This is a genomic window from Streptosporangium sp. 'caverna', from assembly GCF_003203775.1.
GTDB classification, from domain to species: Bacteria; Actinomycetota; Actinomycetes; order Streptosporangiales; family Streptosporangiaceae; genus Streptosporangium; species Streptosporangium subroseum.
In genome coordinates this window covers 10,323,151-10,340,852 of the sequence record NZ_CP029711.1, presented here as the reverse complement: position 1 = coordinate 10,340,852, position 17,702 = coordinate 10,323,151, and the positions used below count along the sequence as shown (strand labels likewise).

15 protein-coding genes are annotated in these 17,702 nt (G+C 70.2%); 5 read left to right on the top strand and 10 right to left on the bottom strand.

From position 1 onward, the window contains the following. Positions 1–95: 95 nt before the first annotated feature. From DKM19_RS44650 to DKM19_RS44635, 4 genes are all read right to left on the bottom strand, one after another. Positions 96–1,985: a ricin-type beta-trefoil lectin domain protein gene (locus DKM19_RS44650; protein ID WP_204358510.1), complete on the bottom strand. Its 1,890-nt coding sequence runs from the start codon at positions 1,983–1,985 to the stop codon at positions 96–98. Positions 1,986–2,213: 228 nt separating this feature from the next. Next, positions 2,214–3,239, bottom strand: a complete 1,026-nt coding sequence (locus DKM19_RS44645; protein WP_110704701.1) for a LacI family DNA-binding transcriptional regulator — start codon at positions 3,237–3,239, stop codon at positions 2,214–2,216. Between the two features lie 181 nt (positions 3,240–3,420). Further along, positions 3,421–4,395 carry an ABC transporter permease subunit gene (locus DKM19_RS44640; RefSeq protein WP_110704700.1) on the bottom strand — a complete coding sequence of 325 codons (975 nt, stop codon included), beginning with the start codon at positions 4,393–4,395 and terminating at the stop codon, positions 3,421–3,423. Beyond that, complete coding sequence (locus DKM19_RS44635) at positions 4,392–5,105, bottom strand: ABC transporter ATP-binding protein (RefSeq protein WP_110704699.1); 714 nt, start codon at positions 5,103–5,105, stop codon at positions 4,392–4,394. Before DKM19_RS44635 ends, DKM19_RS44640 begins: the two co-directional genes overlap by 4 nt. A gap of 159 nt (positions 5,106–5,264) precedes the next feature. On the opposite strand from DKM19_RS44635, the gene DKM19_RS44630 reads away from it, so the two are divergent. The 3 genes from DKM19_RS44630 to DKM19_RS44620 all read left to right on the top strand — a co-directional run bounded on the left by DKM19_RS44630 (position 5,265) and on the right by DKM19_RS44620 (position 8,826). Then, a complete protein-coding gene (locus DKM19_RS44630) occupies positions 5,265–6,416 on the top strand; it encodes a sensor histidine kinase (RefSeq protein WP_110704698.1) in 1,152 nt (383 codons plus the stop codon). 4 nt (positions 6,417–6,420) lie between these two features. Further along, a complete protein-coding gene (locus DKM19_RS44625; protein ID WP_239513927.1) occupies positions 6,421–7,068 on the top strand; it encodes a response regulator transcription factor in 648 nt (215 codons plus the stop codon). A gap of 405 nt (positions 7,069–7,473) precedes the next feature. Continuing rightward, positions 7,474–8,826, top strand: a complete 1,353-nt coding sequence (locus DKM19_RS44620) for a carbohydrate-binding domain-containing protein (protein ID WP_110704696.1) — start codon at positions 7,474–7,476, stop codon at positions 8,824–8,826. Between the two features lie 110 nt (positions 8,827–8,936). Here the strand turns inward: DKM19_RS44620 and DKM19_RS44615 are convergent, their stop codons facing one another. The 3 genes from DKM19_RS44615 to DKM19_RS44605 all read right to left on the bottom strand — a co-directional run bounded on the left by DKM19_RS44615 (position 8,937) and on the right by DKM19_RS44605 (position 11,090). After that, positions 8,937–9,626: an SDR family oxidoreductase gene (locus tag DKM19_RS44615; RefSeq protein WP_110704695.1), complete on the bottom strand. Its 690-nt coding sequence runs from the start codon at positions 9,624–9,626 to the stop codon at positions 8,937–8,939. 538 nt (positions 9,627–10,164) lie between these two features. Then, a complete protein-coding gene (locus tag DKM19_RS44610; RefSeq protein ID WP_110704694.1) occupies positions 10,165–10,614 on the bottom strand; it encodes a hypothetical protein in 450 nt (149 codons plus the stop codon). Continuing rightward, on the bottom strand, positions 10,611–11,090 hold the full coding sequence (locus DKM19_RS44605; protein WP_110704693.1) for a hypothetical protein: 480 nt from the start codon (positions 11,088–11,090) through the stop codon (positions 10,611–10,613). Before DKM19_RS44605 ends, DKM19_RS44610 begins: the two co-directional genes overlap by 4 nt. A 33-nt stretch (positions 11,091–11,123) precedes the next feature. Between DKM19_RS44605 and DKM19_RS44600 the strand changes: the two genes are divergently transcribed. Beyond that, the gene (locus DKM19_RS44600; protein WP_369987381.1) at positions 11,124–12,092 is read left to right on the top strand and encodes a helix-turn-helix transcriptional regulator; all 969 of its coding nucleotides are present in this window, start codon (positions 11,124–11,126) and stop codon (positions 12,090–12,092) included. A 660-nt stretch (positions 12,093–12,752) separates the two neighbouring features. After that, positions 12,753–13,460 carry a hypothetical protein gene (locus DKM19_RS51365; protein WP_204358509.1) on the top strand — a complete coding sequence of 236 codons (708 nt, stop codon included), beginning with the start codon at positions 12,753–12,755 and terminating at the stop codon, positions 13,458–13,460. 150 nt (positions 13,461–13,610) lie between these two features. Here DKM19_RS51365 and DKM19_RS44590 read toward each other — a convergent pair whose 3' ends face one another. The 3 genes from DKM19_RS44590 to DKM19_RS44580 all read right to left on the bottom strand — a co-directional run bounded on the left by DKM19_RS44590 (position 13,611) and on the right by DKM19_RS44580 (position 17,699). Beyond that, entirely contained in the window at positions 13,611–14,192 is a 582-nt protein-coding gene (locus DKM19_RS44590) for an OmpA family protein (RefSeq protein WP_110704691.1), read from the bottom strand. After that, positions 14,176–14,790 carry a hypothetical protein gene (locus DKM19_RS44585; protein WP_204358508.1) on the bottom strand — a complete coding sequence of 205 codons (615 nt, stop codon included), beginning with the start codon at positions 14,788–14,790 and terminating at the stop codon, positions 14,176–14,178. Before DKM19_RS44585 ends, DKM19_RS44590 begins: the two co-directional genes overlap by 17 nt. A gap of 98 nt (positions 14,791–14,888) precedes the next feature. Continuing rightward, positions 14,889–17,699, bottom strand: a complete 2,811-nt coding sequence (locus tag DKM19_RS44580) for an AfsR/SARP family transcriptional regulator (RefSeq protein WP_110704690.1) — start codon at positions 17,697–17,699, stop codon at positions 14,889–14,891. Positions 17,700–17,702 lie beyond the last annotated feature (3 nt).

Here is a 17,702-nt window from a genome sequence, read left to right as displayed (position 1 = left end):
GTCACAGCCGGCGAGGTGTTGTGGGCGTCCGTGGGTCTGACCGCCGAGACGCGAACCCCCCCGTTCGGAGGGTTCGCGTCCGTATCTCGCTCAGGTCAGGACATCGTCCACTTCTGGTTCGCGGCGCCGGTGCAGCTCCACAGCTGGAGCCGGGCGCCGTCGGCGCTGGTGTTGCCGGTGACGTCCACGCACTTGTTCGCGGCGGGGTTCACCAGGTCATTGGTCGCCGAGTTGTAGGTCCACTGCTGGTTGGGGCCGCCGAAACACGTCCACAGCTGGAGCTGGCTGCCGTTGGCCGTGCCGTTGCCGACGACGTCCAGGCACTTGCCGAGCACGCGGATCGTGCCGTCGCCGGGGCGGGTCCACTGCTGGGCGGTGGTGCCGTTGCAGGTGTAGAGCTGAACGGCGGTGCCGTCCGTGCTGCTGCCGCCGGCGACGTCCATGCACTTGCCGGCCAGGCCGGTGACGGTGCCACCCGTGCCGCCGCCGGGGTTGCCGGTGCCGGGGGTGCCGCCCCAGGTGAAGGTGGCGGTGGTGCGGGCGGGCATGGAGTAGACGAAGGACTGGTTGCCCCAGTTGACCCGGACGGACTGGGCCGAGGTGCCGCGGTTGTGCGCAATCAGGGCCTTGGTGCCGTCGGAGTTGCGCCAGGCGACGTTCTGGATCGTGGCGTTGGCGGTGGAGTCGATCCGGAACGCCCCGGGCTTGACGAACTTCGTGAGGTGGCCGGTCGTGTAGTACTCGATGGTGTAGTCGACCTGGCCGGCGCGGGAGCCGCCCTCCTGGACGGTGACCAGACCGGTGCAGGTGTCGCAGCCGCCGTTGTGCGGGCCCATGCTCTGGTTGAGCGCGAGGCTCCACTTGACGACGCTGCCGCTCCAGTTGCGGGTGTAGTTGACGATGTCGGAGAGGTCGTCGTTGTGCTGGTTGCCGACCCACATGCCGCCCGAGTGCTCGGTGCTGAACTGGCGTACGGCCGGATACTGGTTGTGGACCTGCGTGCCGACCGCGGGGTCGCCGCCGTAGCCGTGCCAGGCGATGCCGCCGAACAGCGGGTCGTTGCGCACGGCCGCGTCGTTCAGCACGCCGGCGCCCATACCGGCGTAGTCGCCGTAGTTCCAGTCGTGGACGAGCACCTTGGTCGTGATGCCGGCGGCCCGGAAGGCCGGGTAGACGTGGTTCTTGGTGAGCTCGGCCAGCCCGGAGGAGTTCCAGCTCATGCCGGGGTAGCTCATCGCGGTCGGGTTACCCGCCTGACAGCAGTTGGGCTCGTTCTGCACCGAGATGTAGTTCACCGGGATCCCGGCGGCCTGGTAGCTCTGGACGTACTTGACCAGGTACTGGGCGTACATGGGGTAGTACTCCGCCTTGAGCCAGCCCATCTGGTCCATCCGGCCGTTGTCCTTCATCCAGCCGGGGGCGCTCCACGGCACGCCCTTGACGCGCAGAGCCGGGTTGAGCGACTTGGCCTGCTGGGTGAGCAGGCGCACGTTGGTGTCGTACCCGTTGGCGCCGAAGTCGTTGAGGTTGCAGCAGGTGTCGTCGAGGGAGACGTTGCCCGGACGGGAGAGGTCGGAGGCGCCGATCGGGTTGCGCACGAACGACAGGCCGATGCCGTCGACGGGGTCGAAGAGCTTGCGCATCACGGTGTCGCGGGTGGCCGCGCTGATCGGGCCGCCGCGCAGCAGGTAGGCGGTGGTGTCGGTGATCGAGGCTCCGCCGCCCTCGAACTGCTGGTAGGTGGTTCCCTCGTTGACGGTGATGGTCTGGTTGGCGCTGCCGCCGGCGGGACCGAAGGCGATCGGGGCCTGTTGCTGAAGACCTCGCGTGACGGTTCGGCCACCCGCGTCGGAGGTGGTGGTGAGCCAGATGTTCACGGGCTCGCCCGCGGCGAGGGCAGGTGTGGCGGCGACAGGCCCCACCGCCCAGATGGCGGCGACGCAGGCGAGGGCGAGGGTGAGCGCCCGGCGGGGAGGTCGAGACAAGGCAGGGGTCCCTTCGGGGGGTGCGATTGGGCCCGCGACGTCCCAGGATGTGCGAATCAGGCCACGTGCCTCACCTGGGAGTCGTCACTGTAACGAATGTAACAGATAAGAAACTTACCTGTTACGGCATAGGACAACACATGGTGAAATTGGTTGTCAAGGCCCAAATCCATGCACTTAACGCGCGAGCTGGGGGGCAACCCACAATGAAACAAATGAAACAAACGCTCAGCCGGGGACGGGACCCGTGGAGCCGCGAACGATCACGTCGGTCCCCAGGGAGACGTGCAACGCCTCCAGCGTGTGCCGGCTGAGCAGCCGCATCAGCAGCGTGACCGCCATCCGGCCCATCTCCTGCAGAGGCTGGCGCACCGTGGTCAGCATCGGCAGGGTCGCCCGGCTGAGGTCGATGTCGTCGAAACCCGCGACCGACAGGTCGCCGGGGACGCTCAGACCGCGCTCGGCCGCCGCCCAGAGCGCACCGACCGCCATCTTGTCGTTGAACGCGACCAGCGCCGTCGGCCGCTCGGGCAGGTCGAGCAGCTCGCAGGCCGCGCGGTAGCCGTTCTCGGTGTTGGGCTCCAGCACGTTGCGGAGCAGTTCGGCCGACGGCAGGACGCCGACGTCGGCCAGCGACGCGGTGTATCCGGCCAGCCTGGCCTCGCTGGGCAGCCACTCCACGGGACCGCCCATGATGCCGACCCGGCGGTGGCCGAGCTCGACCACGTGCGCCATCAGCTTGCGCGCGCCCGCGAAGTGCGCGGCCGACACCGCCACGATGTTCTTGGGCAGCGGGGTCCTGGGATCGATCACCACGAAGGGGAACTGCCGGTCACGGAGCCGTACGAGCTCGTCACCCGGCTCCGGGGGAAGGATCAGGATCGCGCCCGCGATGTCGGAGCGGTCGGGCAGGCCGGAGATCGCGGGGGAGTGCCGGCCCGACTCGCCGGTGCCCAGGATCATCTGCCCGCCGTGTAGCTCGATGGTCTCACCGACGGAGGAGACGATGAGCCCGAAGTAGTCGGTCAGCAGATAGGGGCAGCGCACGTAGATCGTGCCGCCGGCCATCGTCTCCTGCCCGGCGCGCGGCCGGGGTGCCTGGTCTCCGAGGCGGCCGACGGCCTGTAGCACCAGCTCCCGGGTGTGCGGGGCGACGTTGGCCTGCCCGTTCAGGACCCGCGAGATGGTGGCTATCGACAGGCCCGTCTCCGCCGCGACGTCGCGCACGGTCGCGCGCATCCCGGGCCTAGCCATCCGCGCCCCCTGCAAGCCGTATGCCTGCCGTCAGCATAACTACCGGCGGCGCGCGTCGAGAGTCGCGGGGCGGACGAGCGTACGCCCCCTGGCAGGCCACCTCCTTGCGGACTATGCGCACCACGCCGGCTGTCTGTCGGGGCACCTCTTTGCGGACCGTGCGCACCAGGTGGACTGTCTGTCAGGTCACCTCTTTGCGGGTCACGCGCACCACGCCGGCCGCCATCGGGATGACGATCCAGAAGATCGTCGACACGGCCAGCCGGGCGGTGTCGCCACCGGTCATGTCACCGGCCATCAGGGCATCGGTGGTGGTGTTCAGGTCGAACCACTCGGCCAGGACCTCGCCGGTGGCACCGAGCCCGCTGACGGCGCTCCACAGGACCGGGGTCGACAGGCAGATCACGATCGCGGCCGGTGCGTTCAGGAGCAGCATGCCCACGGCGAGCCCCTCCGCGACCACGAGAACGCCCGTCCCGGTCCAGCCCAGCAGGGCGAGAGGGTCTACTTCCCAGGTGGCCGGGACGCCCTGAACACCGGCGACGACGGCCGTCACCGGCACCGCGACCAGTATCGCGAACAGGGAGGCGGCCACGGCCGTGATCAACGGAGGCAGGCATTTGGCCGCCAGCACCCGCCGTCGCCGGGGTTCGAGCGCGAACGTGGTCAGGGCGGTGCGGTGGCTCCATTCGCCGGTCACCGTAAGGATGCCGAGCACGGGGAGCAAGGTCCCGAAGCCGATTCCGGCGGCGCCGACCATGGCGTGCAGTTGCGGACCGGAGACGACGCCGCGACCGATGACGGACGCGAGGGTCAGGGCGACCAGAATCCCAGTCATGATCTTGCCGCTGCGCGTGTCGAAGAGTTTGCGGGTCTCGACCGCCAGCAGCCGGTGGAACGGGATCGGTGCCGGTGCCCGATGGATGTCCGCGGTCTTCGGGCCGACGGTGTTGACGTCGTCTGTCATGGTCACGGCTGTGGTTTTGGGGGTGGCGGTGTCGTCCGTGGTCACGGCTGTGGTTTTGGGAGTGACGGTTTTGCTCGTGGTCACACCTGCGGTTTCGGGGGTGGCGGTGTCGTCCGTGGTCACGCCTGTGGTCTTGGGGGTGACGGTTTCGTTCGTGGTCATGCCGACGGTCTTGGGGGTGGCGGTCATGCCGCACTCCGATCGGTGTTCGCGGTCAGTTCGAGGAAGGTCTGTTCGAGGCTCCGACCCTGGCCGAGCTCGCCGGCGGCGCCCTGGGTGAGGACACGGCCGCGGCCGATCATCACGATGTGGTCGGCGACCTGCTCCACCTCGTGCAGCAGGTGCGAGCTGAGCAGAACCGCGCAACCCGAGTCGGAGAGGTCACGGAGCAGCCCGCGCATCCACTGGATGCCCTGGGGGTCGAGACCGTTGGCGGGCTCGTCCAGGATGAGCACCCGGGGCCGGCCGAGGAGCGCGTGACCGATGCCGAGCCGCTGCTTCATCCCGAGCGAGTAGCCGCCGAAGGTCCGCCGGCTCTCCCGGGCGGTCAGGCCGACCAGGTCGAGGACCTCGCCGACCCGCGACCTCGGCAGGCCGAGCGTCATCGCGCCCAGGGTCAGGATCTCCCGCCCTGTGCGGCCGGGATGCTGGGCGCCGGCGTCGAGCAACGTGCCGACCTGGGAGGCCGGGCAGTCCAGCTCGGCGTACGGCTCGCCCAGCACGGTGGCCGAGCCCGAGGTGGCGCGGGAGAGCCCGGCCAGGATGCGCAGGGCCGTCGATTTTCCGGCCCCGTTGGGTCCGATGAACCCGGTGACGCTTCCTGGTCCGACGGTGAAGGACACGTCGTCGAGTGCCTTCACTCCTCTGTAGACCTTGCTGACATGGTGAAATTCGATCATTGATCCAGTCCACCGGATGTGAGGCCGCCGAGCATCGGACCCGGGTCGAGGGGTGCCGCGCGCAGGGTTAGGTCCGTCGCCCCGGTTCTGGACCTGCGGCCACCCGGATGTAGACCCAGGTCGCTAGGGTGCCGGCACCGTGGTCTTTAGGCTGGGACCGTGGCCGACCACAAGGAGTACCAGCCGCCCCTGGACCGGCAGGGCATCGCGCTGCGCTACCTGTGTGCCGTGCTGCCGATGCTGTTCTACGGCATCATCCTGGTCGCGGCCGCCCCCGGGAACCAGGAACGCGACGTTGTGCCGATACTGGTCGACGTGGGACTCGGCGTGGTCGGGCTGGTCCTGATGCGATGGCGGCGTCGCCGGCCGGTGCTGATCGCGCTGGCGACCGCCCTGCTGACCGTCTTCTCCGGCACGGCGACCGGTCCCGCCTACGTCGCGTACGTATCCTTGTGCACGCATCGCCGGTGGCGTCAGTTGATCCCGGTCGCGGTCGTGTCATGGCTGTGCCTGGTGGCGTTCTCCAGCTTGCACGGCAGCGAACAGGCGTCCGTCATCTCCGTGGTGGGCGGAACCGTCTTCCTCGGCGGGCTGACCGTCTTCGGCCTGTACCTACGCGGGCGTCGTGACCTGGCCGCCTCACAGCGACAGGCGGCACTGGCCGCGGAGCGCGAACAGTCGCAGCGGATCGAGCAGGCCAAGCTGGCCGAACGGGCCCAGATCGCCCTGGAGATGCATGATGTCCTGGCTCACCGGATCTCCCTGTTGTCGATGCTCGCCGGCGGCCTGGCGTACCGGACGGACCTCTCCGCCGAGGAGACCCGCGAGGTCGCGCTGGCGATCCAGGAGAACGCGCACCAGTCGCTGAACGAACTACGCACCGTGCTCGGTGAGCTCCGGAGCGACGGCGCTCTGGAGGCCCCGCAGCCGACCCTGGCCCAGGTGGACGCCCTGTTCGACGAGGTGCGCGCCGCCGGCCAGGAGGTCGAGGTGGACGACACCATCGACAACCGGGAGCTGCTGCCGACGCAGACCGGGCGGCACGCGTACCGGATCGTGCAGGAGGCCCTGACCAATGCGCGCAAGCATGCGCCGGGCAGCCGGGTGGCGGCCGAGCTCGACGGGCGGCCGGGCGACGGCCTGCGGATTCGGGTGAGCAACCCGGCACCGTCCGGGACGTCCGCGGGTCCCGGCGGGAAACTGGGGCTGGTCGGCCTGGCCGAACGGACCCGGATGGCCGGCGGCACTCTCAGCCATGCCGTCCAGAATGGACGCTTCATCCTCGACGCCCGGTTGCCCTGGGAGGCCTGACATCGTGACCCGACTGGTGATCGTGGACGACGACCCGATGGTTCGGACCGGGCTGCGCCTCATCCTCGGCGGCGAGCCCGACCTGGACCTCGTCGGCGAGGCCGAGGACGGACGGAAGGCCATGGACGTGATCCGTGACCTGCGGCCCGATGTCGTGTTGATGGACATCCGGATGCCCAACCAGGACGGGCTGATCACCACCGAGCTGCTGCTGGCCCAGCCGGACCCGCCCCGGATCCTCGTGCTCACCACCTTCAACGCCGACGACATGGTGCTGCGGGCTCTGCGACTCGGCGCTGACGGCTTCCTGCTGAAGGACACACCGCCACCGAAGATGATCGAGGCGGTCCGTGCCGTGGCAAGGGGGGAGCCGGTGCTGTCGCCGAGTGTCACCTACCAGGTGATCGCCGCGGCCACCGGCAGGAACGAGCCGCGACGTCCGGAGGCACGGCGCGAGCTGGCCAGGCTCACCGAGCGCGAGCGCGAGGTCGCGATCGAGGTGGCCCGGGGCAGCTCGAACGCCGAAATCGCCGAACGCCTCTACGTGAGCGTCGCGACCGTGAAGGCGAACATCACCCGGATCTTCGCCAAGCTGGGGACCGACAACCGGGTCCACGTCGCCATGAAGGTGCGCGACGCCGATCTCCTCTGAACGCCGCCCAGCTTGTCGAAGGACTGCTCCGAATGCGTGCCGAGCTCGTCGAAGGGCCGCTCTGAATACGCGTTGAGCTTGTCGAAGGGCTGCTCCGAACGCGTGCTGAATTTGCGAAGGGCCGTCGGCGGTGGGTGGGCCGGCGGTCGGTTACCGGGCACTTGATCGGGGTCGGTGACCCGATCCCGGGAAGGTGCCCGACGTCCGTTTGCCGGGCACTACCGAGTACCTGATCGGGGTCGGCGACCGCTCCAGGGGAGGTGATCGAGGTCCGTTACGTGGGCGGACGTGAAGTACGTCTTGTGTATCTGGAATGTGCTTCAGGTATTTGCATTGCCGTATCTGATCTTTCCTACCATCCCAGTGTCCAAGCGGCGGAAGTGACGTGCATGGAGGAGATTGGCGATGCGAATCAAGGGACTCAGATCCGCGATGATCGCGGTGGTCGCGGGGATGGCGATGGCGGGAGTCGGTCTCGCCGGCGTCGCAAGCGCCGACACCCCCTCGCAGTTCACCGTGACGGATGGGGCGATCCGCCCGGCGACCGGCACCCCGGTGCCCGCGTCGGGCACCCAGGCCTCGCTGTGGGGTAACTCCAGTTACGCCACCACGACGATCGACGGCTCCGGGCGGGTGGCGGTCGGTGCGATCGGCGACAACTGCGAGGGCTGGCCGACCATCCGCGTGACGGTGGACGGCAAGGTCGTCGGCACCTCCACGATCGTCAGCGCCACCAGCTATGGCACCTACCCGGTGGGCACTGCGGTCGGCGCGGGCCGGCACGACGTCAAGATTGAGTTCATCAACGACTTCCGGTCGGCGGCGTGCGACCGCAACGTCCACCTGGCCTATGCCCGGATGGAGACGCCGGCCACCGTCGACACCAAGTTCAGCTTCGCCGTCATGCCCGACACCCAGCAGGAGGTCCTGAACGCGAGCGACACCCGCTTCCGGAACCGTACCGACTGGCTGGTCAGCAACAAGTCCGCGCTGGACCTCCGGTTCGTGACGCACTCCGGCGACGTCGTCAACTGGGACACCCCCGATCACTCGCAGTACGCGATCGCCCAGAACGCGATGCGGGCGCTTGAGTCGGCGAAGGTGCCGTACTCGATGGCGCTCGGCAACCACGACACGCAGGCGACCGGTGTCGGCGGCTCGGCTCGTGACCCCGCCCACACCCGGGAGCTCGTCCGGGACACGACCGTTTTCAACCGCTACTTCACCGCGGCGCAGTACGGCGCCGTCAAGGGGCAGTTCGAGGCGGGCAAGGTCGACAACTCCTTCTCGACCTACGAGGCCGGCGGCGTGCAGTGGCTGGTGATGACCCTTGAGCTGTGGCCGCGGACCGAGGTGGTCAACTGGGCGAAGAACGTCGTCGCCGCGAACCCGCACCACAACGTCGTCGTCGTCACGCACGACTACATCGACGGGAACGGCAACATCGAGCAGAGCGGCTCGTACGGAGCCAACAGCCCGCAGTACCTGTTCGACAACCTGATCAAGCAGTACGCCAACATCAAGTTCGTCTTCTCCGGGCACGTCGGCGTCGCGGGCAGCCGGGTGGACACGGGCGTGCACGGGAACAAGATCTACTCGTTCCTGCAGACGTTCCACTCCAACACCACCAACCCGGTGCGCCTGGTGGAGATCGACACCAAGGCCGACTCGCTGCGTACCTGGGTCTACGGGCCGTACAACAACCAGTCGTTCACCGAGTACGACCGCTCGCTCGCCGGCCTCGGCCTGGTGCGATAGCGGACAGCACGACGCGGCGACGGCGGGGCCCGGCCAGGGTCTCGCCGTCGCCGCGCCCGCTCGGAACCAGACTGGGCGGGCAGATCGGGTTGGAGCCGGGGCGTCTCGGGTCAGGCCGAGACCGTCAGGGGCGCGGCCAGGTTCCGCTTGGCGATGCGGCTGCGTTCGTCGGCGATGATCTCTGCCGTGTCGGAGGCGATCCCCTCCAGGGCGGTGGAGACGACCATGACCGGGTCGACCTTGTTCTCCGGGTCGACGTACGAGGCCATGTCGGTGTCCATGTAGCCGACGTGCAGGCTGGAGACGTGGATGCCCCTCGGGGCCAGCTGCTGCCGGACCGCGTCGGTCATCGCCCACTCCGCGGCCTTCGCGGCGCTGTAGGCGCCGTAGTCCGGCGGGTGCACCCACGAGAGTATGGACAGCACGTTGAGGATCGCACCGCCGCCGTTGGACTCGATGACCGGCGCGAACGCACGCGTCACGCCGAGGGAGCCGAAGTAGTGGGTCTCCATCTCGAGGCGGATCTGGTCGAAGTCGCCGTCGATCAGCGGTGAGTGGGTGGAGATGCCCGCGTTGTTGATCAGCAGGGTCACGTCGGTCGCGGTCTGGGCGGCCTTCGCCACCGACTCCGGCTTGGTGATGTCCAGCTGCAGCGGTATCGCGCCGGGCACGTCGACCGCCTCGGGGTTGCGCGCGGCGGCGTACACCTTCGCGCCGCGTTCGATCAGCTGCGTGACGAAGTGACGGCCGAGCCCGCGGTTGCCGCCGGTCACCACCGCCACAGAGTTCTCGATCTTCATGCTGTTCCTCCCGCACTGGAATCAGGAGCGGCACCGAACGCGATACGGGTGCTCCGCCGGCCTGATCGCCGGTTCTCCGTACGGACTCGGCAGGACAGATAGCCAGGAGGGACGGGGCTTCGGCCTACTCCCGGCCACAACATCTACAACGTGGGACAGGGACGGTTCCACGTCGGGAAAACCGGCATTTTGCCGAACACGACTCCGAATATTAAGACCGCAAGACCCGGCCTCCTCTGGTCGTTGAGGCGGCCGTCACGATGCGATTCGCCGGCCGGGACGGCGGTCGCCGGGCACCCCGGCGGCGGAGCCGGTCGCGTCCCCCGGCCCCGCCGTCCCGGGCGCGGGACGTTCCAGTCGCCGCGCCGCGGGTCCCGGCCCCGTGACCGGTCTCGCCGTCCCGCGCCACGGCCTCGCGTCTTGGCCCCGCCGTCCCGCGCCACAGCTCCGCCGTCTCGTGCCACGGCCCCGCCCCCGCGCCACGGCCCCGCACCCCGTGCTGCGGCCCCGCGTCCCGGCACCCCCGCCGCGCGCAGGATCAGTTACGGGTGAGATCCATGATCCAGTTGGTCGTCCAGGTCTCTCCCTCGTCGGTTGAGAACGCCTGTTCCCAACGGGCGGAATCCTCGGTGGTACCCGACCAGATGAAGCGCACCCGGACCTCCTTGCCCGCGTGGGTGTCGTCCCCGTAGAACTCGCCCCTGCCGTCGACGAAGCGGCCGATGACCGGCGGGAACAGTTTGCCGGTGCGATTGCTGGACCAGTACAGGGACCACTGCTCGCGTTCGGTGTCATACAGCCGCAGGGTGAGCCCGGTGAAGCCCTTGGTGGGGAACTCGATCTCGTCGAAGTTCGCTCCGCCTTCGAAGTGCCGGGAGGCGCGGCTGACGGCGGGGAACTCCTCCCATTCGCTCGTTTCGTCGAGGAAGTCCGTACGCCACCGGTTGGCGACGTTCCAGGTGCCGGTGAGGAAGTCGAAGTCGTTCATGAGCGGTCTCCTGTGGTGCCCTCGGGGAACGAGTCGGCGAGGTAGGCGTCGAGGTCGGGGGATTCGGGCGCGAGCATGTGCCGTACCCAGGCGTCGCGTTCGTGGAGGATGGGCGGCAGCTCCCAGACGCAGCCGATCAGCGGCCGGTCCAGCCGGACGAAGTGTGTGGGATCGCTGTCCGGGCAGCCCAGCACCGGCTGGCCCGCCACCGCCCCGCCGGAGTGCAGGACGTTGTCCCACACCCAGCTGTACGCGATGAGATAAGCCCCGTCGTCCCCGCCCCGGTGGAGGACCACGAAGGTGGCCGGGGGTGTGCCGTCCGGCTCGGGCAGGAGCTCGGGCAGGATCGCGTACGCGGCCTTCTCGATGTCGGGATCGATACCGGCGGGGTCGGCGGTGACGTGATAGCGCTTGACGCTGCGGCCGCCCACCTCGATCGGGTGTGGCACCCGCAGCAGTTTCTCCGTGAAAGCCATGGCTGGACCGTAGGGCCACTTCACTGACATCTTGTGTCAGTGAAGTCGAGCCGTCTTCTCTCGATCCTGCTGCTGCTCCAGACCAGGGGCCGGATGACCGCCGCCGGGCTCGCCGAGGAGCTGGAAGTGTCGGTGCGGACCGTCTACCGCGACATCGAGTCGCTGCACGCGGCGGGCGTACCGCTCTACGGAGACGCCGGGCACTCCGGCGGCTACCGGTTGCTCGCCGGCTACCGCACCCGGCTCACCGGGATGAACGCGGGCGAGGCGGAGGCGCTCTTCCTCTCCGGCATCCCGGGACCCGCCGCCGAGCTCGGGCTCGGTTCGGTCCTCGCGACCGCTCAGCTCAAACTGCGTGCGGCGCTCCCGCCCGAGCTGCGCGCGCAGGCCGACCGGATGCGGTCCCGCTTCCACCTCGACGCGCCCGGCTGGTACGCGGAGGACGACGACGTCCCGCATCTGCCGCAGGTCGCCGACGCGGTGTGGCACAGCCGGGTGCTCGACATCCGCTACCGCCGCTGGAAGGAGCCGACCGACGTCGACCGGCGCCTGGAGCCGTACGGCCTGGTGCTCAAGGCGGGCCGCTGGTACATCGTCGCGGGGCCCGGCCCGGGACCGCGCACGTACCGGGTCGACCAGATCCTCGAACTCGCCGTACGGGACGAGGAGTTCCAGCCTCCCGAGGATTTCGACCTGGCCGCCTACTGGCGGCGCTACCAGGCGGACTTCCTCGCCCGCCTGTACGCGGGCGAGGCGGTCGTCCGTCTCTCGCCCCGAGCCGCGTCCCGCCTCAGGGGGGCGGCCGCCCGGGCGCTGACCGGCACCGGAACCGCCGAGCCGGACGGCTGGATCCGCGCGGTGCTCCCCATCGAGTCGCTCGACCACGCCCACGGGACGTTCCTCGCCCTGGGCGCGGACGTCGAGGTTCTCGGACCGCCGGAACTGCGGGCCCGCCTCGCCGAGACCTCCCGCGCCCTGGCGGCCCGCTACGCCTCCGCCTGACGCGCTCCACACCTCCGGGGCCACCGGCGCCGTACACGTCTCCCGGACTGGATGAACGGTCACCGCACTCGCCTGCTCGGTCACCGTCAGATGATCACGCCCGGACGGCCGGCGAGCGGACGGACGACGGGTCGGCTCCCGGCGATGTCGAGGAATTTGGACGATTTGCGAATTATGTCACCTATTGGCCTTAAATGCATTAATGCGAAGACTGGGACTGGTTGATGGGGATCTCATCCCTTTTAATTTGAATTCGTGAAATGCGGCGGTGAGCTGCTGGAAGGTCCTACATCGGGTAGTTGATCGCCAAAGTTGCTCGCATGGGTCTTCTGGAAGCGGGCATTCTTCCCCGCGCCCCCCGAGGGAGGACTGCGACCGGGCAGCGGTCCTCGATCTCGGAGGGGCAGACAGGAGCGCATCCTCAATGCCCCCGTTGGTTCCAAATCAAGCCCGATGGAGAACATGGTGACGCCAGGAAACTCTGATGAGCCGAACGAATTGTTGTCGAGCAGGCAGGGAGGGCCACGCCGACGCATCCCACGCCCATTCGTCTTCGCCACCGCCGTCGTGCTGGTGGCGTCGGGCGGTATCGGGATGTCCGCGGCGTCAGCGGCATCCCCGACGCCCATCCCGACGGACCCGGAGACGCCGGTTCCCAGCGTGACGGTGACCGAGACGCCCACCGAGACTCCCGTACCGACGCTCACCCCGACCCCCACCCCGCCCCCGACCGCCCCGGCGGCGCCCCGCGTCCCCCCGCTGGCGTTCCCCGGCACGCTGCACGGCGAGCTCGTCCTGCCGGCGAAGGACGGCTGCGGCTTCACGGTGTTCGCCCAGACAGGGGAGGCGACCGTTCTGGCGCAGGACTCGATCACGGTGAAAAGCCAGGACGGCTTCGAGAAGGTGTACGCGATCAGCGACACCACCCGCACCCTCACCGGCCGGCGGGGTAACGAGGTCAGGCAGGGCGACTGGGTGACGGTGACCGCCACGACCGTGGGCGAGACGGCGACGGTCGCCTACGTCTTCGATCTGTCGCGACCCAACAGGAACTTCTGGCGCGGCGACAGCTGGTCGTCCTCCAAGCAGTGGCGGCCTGGCACCCGGTGGCGCACTCCCGCCATCTGCCCCACCCCGCCCGTCCCGACGCCCACGGACCTCCCGACGCCGCCCACGGAAACCCCGATCCCCACGGACCTTCCGACGCTGCCCACGGAAACCCCCGACCCCACAGATCTCCCGACGCCGCCCACGGAAACGCCGGACCCCACGGAAACGCCGGACCCCACGGAGACTCCGGAGCCGACGGAGACCCCGGAGCCCACGGAGACCCCGACGACGCCGACCTCCGGGCCGACCCCGGAGTGACGCCCGTCCCGGCTCCACCCCTCTGAGTTCGTTCCCTTCGAGCGCTTTCACGACGACCGCGGTACGGGGCATCCCCCGGCCGCGGTCGTTCTCGTCAGGACGGCGGGCGCTCCCGGGTGCTCCCCGCATCGTCGCCGAGCCTGGCGGAGATCACTGCTTGGCGTTGAAGACGATCTCGACGCGCCGGTTCCTCGCCCGGTTCTCCTTCACGGGCTTTCCCTGGACGATGTTGGGCAGCTTGGGCCGTCTCTCGCCGTAGCCGGTGGCCTGGAAGGTCACGTCCGGCAGCTTCTCCTGGAGGGCCTGCCGTACGGCCTGCGCCCGCTTGAGGGAGAGCGCGTCGTTGTAGGCGTCGCCGCCCTGGTCGTCGGTGTGCCCCTCGATCCTGACCGCCCCGCCCGCGGACTCGGCCTGGACCTTCGCGACGACCCGCTGCAGCCGCTGTCGTGCCTGCGGTGTCAGCACGGCCTTGTCCAGCGCGAACAGCACGTCGCTGGTGAGCCCCACGGTGATCTCCCCGCCCCTCTTGGACTCGCTCTCCGTGCCGTCCATGGACTCGGTCTCGGGAACGATGTCCTCGATGGGGAACACCAGATCCTCGACGGTGAAGGTCGCGTCGGCCGGGGCGGTGCCGGGCGGGGTCGTGGGATCGGCCCGGGCGGTCTGGCCGGACCCGACCATCAGGGCGACCGTGACCAGGATCGCCGCGGCCCGCTCAGGAGATCGGGACATCGGCGAACACTCCCAGGTTGGGGAATTCGACATTGACCTTCGTGACATCGGCGGGCGGCGCTCCGTAGACCGCGTACAGCTCAAGCGAGCTGCCACCCTTGATGGTCTCGTTGGCCTTGCTGCACACGCACTCGGCGTCCTCGCCGGTGCCGTTGCGGGCGACGCGGTAACGCTTGCCGTTGACCGGGTCGATCAGCGAGACACCCGAGACGGTGAAGTCCAGGGTCGCGGAGCCCAGGCGGGTGCCCACGTACCAGCTGTCGGTGCGCTCGTCGATGTCGGCGACGGTCCAGGTCAGCGTGGCGATCTTGCCCTGCCGCCTGAGGCCGGTGATGTCGACGCGCAGGTTGCTGCCACCGTGCGAGACCTTGCGGCTGGCGATCGCCCCGAGCTCTTCTGCCGCGGCGGTCGCCTGCGCCTCGGCCGTGGCGGTGGCCGGCTCCTCCGTCTGCGGCTGAGGGACCGCCTGCGACTGGGAGACGGCCTGTGACTGGGAGGCGGCCTGCCTCTCCTCACCGCCGCCGCCCTGCCGGTCCGGCAGTATCCCGCAGCCTGTCAGCACGGCCGTCAGTACGACAATCGGTACGACCGCCGTCACGGGCGTGATCCCTCTTCGCATCCCGTCCCACCTCTGCCTCTCGTGGATCGAATCGAGCACGACCGTAGGCGAGCCACCTTCAGGATCCGCATAGTGCGCTATATGCGCAGGCCACGCCGCCGCCGCGCCTCGTTGGCGAGCTCTTCGGCTCTGGCGAGACCCTGCCGGTCGCCGAGAGCGTTGAACTCTCCCACAACACGTGTCACGGCATCAACCGCCCCATCTACCTCATCAAGGTCGAGGAAGGCCGCGGCCAGGGTCAGCGACGCCTGTGCGGCGCCCCCGCGGTCCGCGTACTCGCGGAACGTCCCGAGCGCCTCCTCGGCGGCCCCGCGGGCGACGTCGGGCCGGCCCTCCGCCAGGGCCACCCTGGCCAGGACAACCAGTCCCGCGGCCTCGGGCAGCCGATCTCCCAGCCGCCTGACCAGGCCGAGGCCGCGTTCGGCCCGCTTACGCGCCTCGGAAGGCCGCCGCTGGTCCAGGTGGAGCCCGGCGAGGTCGAACGAGACGGCCGCCTCGCCGCGCGGATCGCCCAGCTCGCGGTAGGCCTCCAGACTCATGACGAGCAGGTCTTCGGCGCGACGCAACCCGCCGAGGGCGCGCAGCGCGTCGGCCCTGCCCCGCTGGTCGCCCGCCGCCGAGAACGCGGCCAGGCAGGCCACGAAGCAGGCCCCCGCCTCCGGCAGCCGTCCCTGGGCGAGGTGGACCAGGCCGAGACGGTGCCGGATGCGGGCCACCTCGCCCGCCTCCGCCAGCGGAAGCGCCCGGTGGAGGGCTTCGGCCGCCTCCGTGAGACGTCCCTCCGCGCGGTGCAGGTCGGCCAGGGACCGCAGCAGCAGCGCCTCACCGTGGCGGTGGCCCGTGCGCCGCGCGGACCGCAGGCCGAGATCCACGGTCTGGCGCCAGTCCTCGCGGTGCGCGCCGAGCTCGAAGAAGGGCATCAGGTAGAAGGCCAGCCGCCAGGCCGCCTCGTCCAGGCCGGTCCGCTGGAAGTCGGCGACGGTCGCGACCAGGAATCCCCGTTCGACGGCCAGCCGGCGGGCCGACTCCCTCAGCTGCGTGGTCTCCAGGGCGACGGCCTGCTCCGCCGTACGGACCAGGGTCTGGCCCGAGCCGGGTTCGGCGGGCAGGAGCAGCGCCCTGGCCCGGCGAGTGCGGTCGAGAATCTCCCGGGCGGCGCCGGCGAGTGCCCGGGCGGGCGGACCCTCCTCATCGGCCAGGCGCTCGGCGGCGTAGAGCCTGGTCAGATCGTGCCAGCCGTACCTCTCCTGGCCGGTCGCGTCGAGCCCGCGCGCCTGCAGCAGGCCCGCCTCGGCCAGTGACTCCAGCAGCCGGTCGGCGGGTGCGCCGAGGACGGCGGCGGCCGCCCACGGGGCGAAGTCGGGTGCGGACAGCGCGCCGAGGCGGCGCAGCAGCAGGCGTTCGGGGTCAGAGAGCGCGCGGTAGCCGAGCGCCAGGCTGCTCCGCACGGTCAGATCTCCCGCGCTGAGCTCGTCGAGACGGCCGCGCTCGTCCTCCAGGCGTCCCGCCAGGTGCTCCAGCGTCCAGCTCGATCGGCGCGCCAGTCTGGACCCCGCGATCCTGAGCGCCAGCGGCAGTCCGCCGCACAGCGCCGCGATCCGCGCGGCCGCCTGCGGCTCGGCCCGGACGCGCCGCTCACCCGCCACCCTGGCCAGCATCGCCACGGACTCTCCGGGATCGAACACGCCGATCTCGCAGGCGCGCGCCGCCTCCAGCCCGGACAGCGGCGAGCGGCTGGTCACCAGCGTCAGGCAGCCGGGCCCGGTGGGCAGCAGCGGGCGGACCTGAGCCTCGTCCGCCGCGTCGTCCAGCACCACCAGCAGCCGCCGCCCGCTCACCATGCTGCGGTAGAGACGGATCCGTTCGTCCAGGTCGGCGGGCACGGCCCCCTCCGGGCACCCGAGCGAGCGCAGCAGGTCCTCCAGCATCGCGCCCGGCGTCCTGGCCCTCAGCGAGGCGTAGAGCCGTCCGTCGGGGAAGTCGAGCGCGGTGGCCGCGTGGATCGCCACCGCGGACTTGCCCGATCCCGCCGGACCGTGCAGCACCAGGTGGACGGGAGAGGTCCCCGCCGGGGGCACGGACCGGCGGATCCAGTCCAGTACGCGCTCGCGTCCGGTGAAGTCGGCGATGTCGGGCGGCGTCTCGTTCGGCACGGTCCGCGAGGGCGCCCCTCCCGACAGCACGCGCTCATGCGCCTCCCGCAGTTCGGCACCCGGCTCGAGGCCGAGCTCGTCGACCAGCAGCCGCCGCACCTCCCGGTAGGCGCGCAAAGCCTCCGAGCGGCGTCCCGCCTGGTCGAGCGCCAGCATGAGCTGCCCCCATGCCCGCTCCCGCAACGGGTGGGCCGCCACGAGCGCGCGCAGCTCCCCGGCCACCTCCCCGCCACGGCCGAGCTCCAGATCCAGCGCGACACGCTCCTCGAGCGCGGTCAGCCGCAGCTCCTCCAGCGGTACGGCATGCGCCCGCCGCAGCTCGCCCGAGTCGATGCCGGCCAGCGCGGGCCCTCGCCAGAGCGCCAGGGCGGCACGCAGGTCGTCGGCCGCCTCCGCGGTCCTGCCGGCGTCCCTGGTCCGCCTGCCCGCGGCCACCAGGCGCTCGAACCTGTGCGCGTCCACCTGGTCGGGATCGACGTCGAGGAGGTAGCCGCCGGGCACGGTGCGGATCCCGTCCACCACCTTGCGCAGCGCGCTCACGTACACCCGGAGCACCGCCTCGGCCGACGCGGGCGGCTCCTCGCCCCACACCTCGGCGATCAGCCGGTCGACGGTCAGCGACCGTCCCGGCCGCAGCAGCAGGGCGGCCAGCAACGTGCGGTGCTTGGCGGGGCCGGGCGTCAGGTCGCGCTCTCCCTCAAGGACCCGCAACGGTCCCAGCACGTCGAACCGCACCGC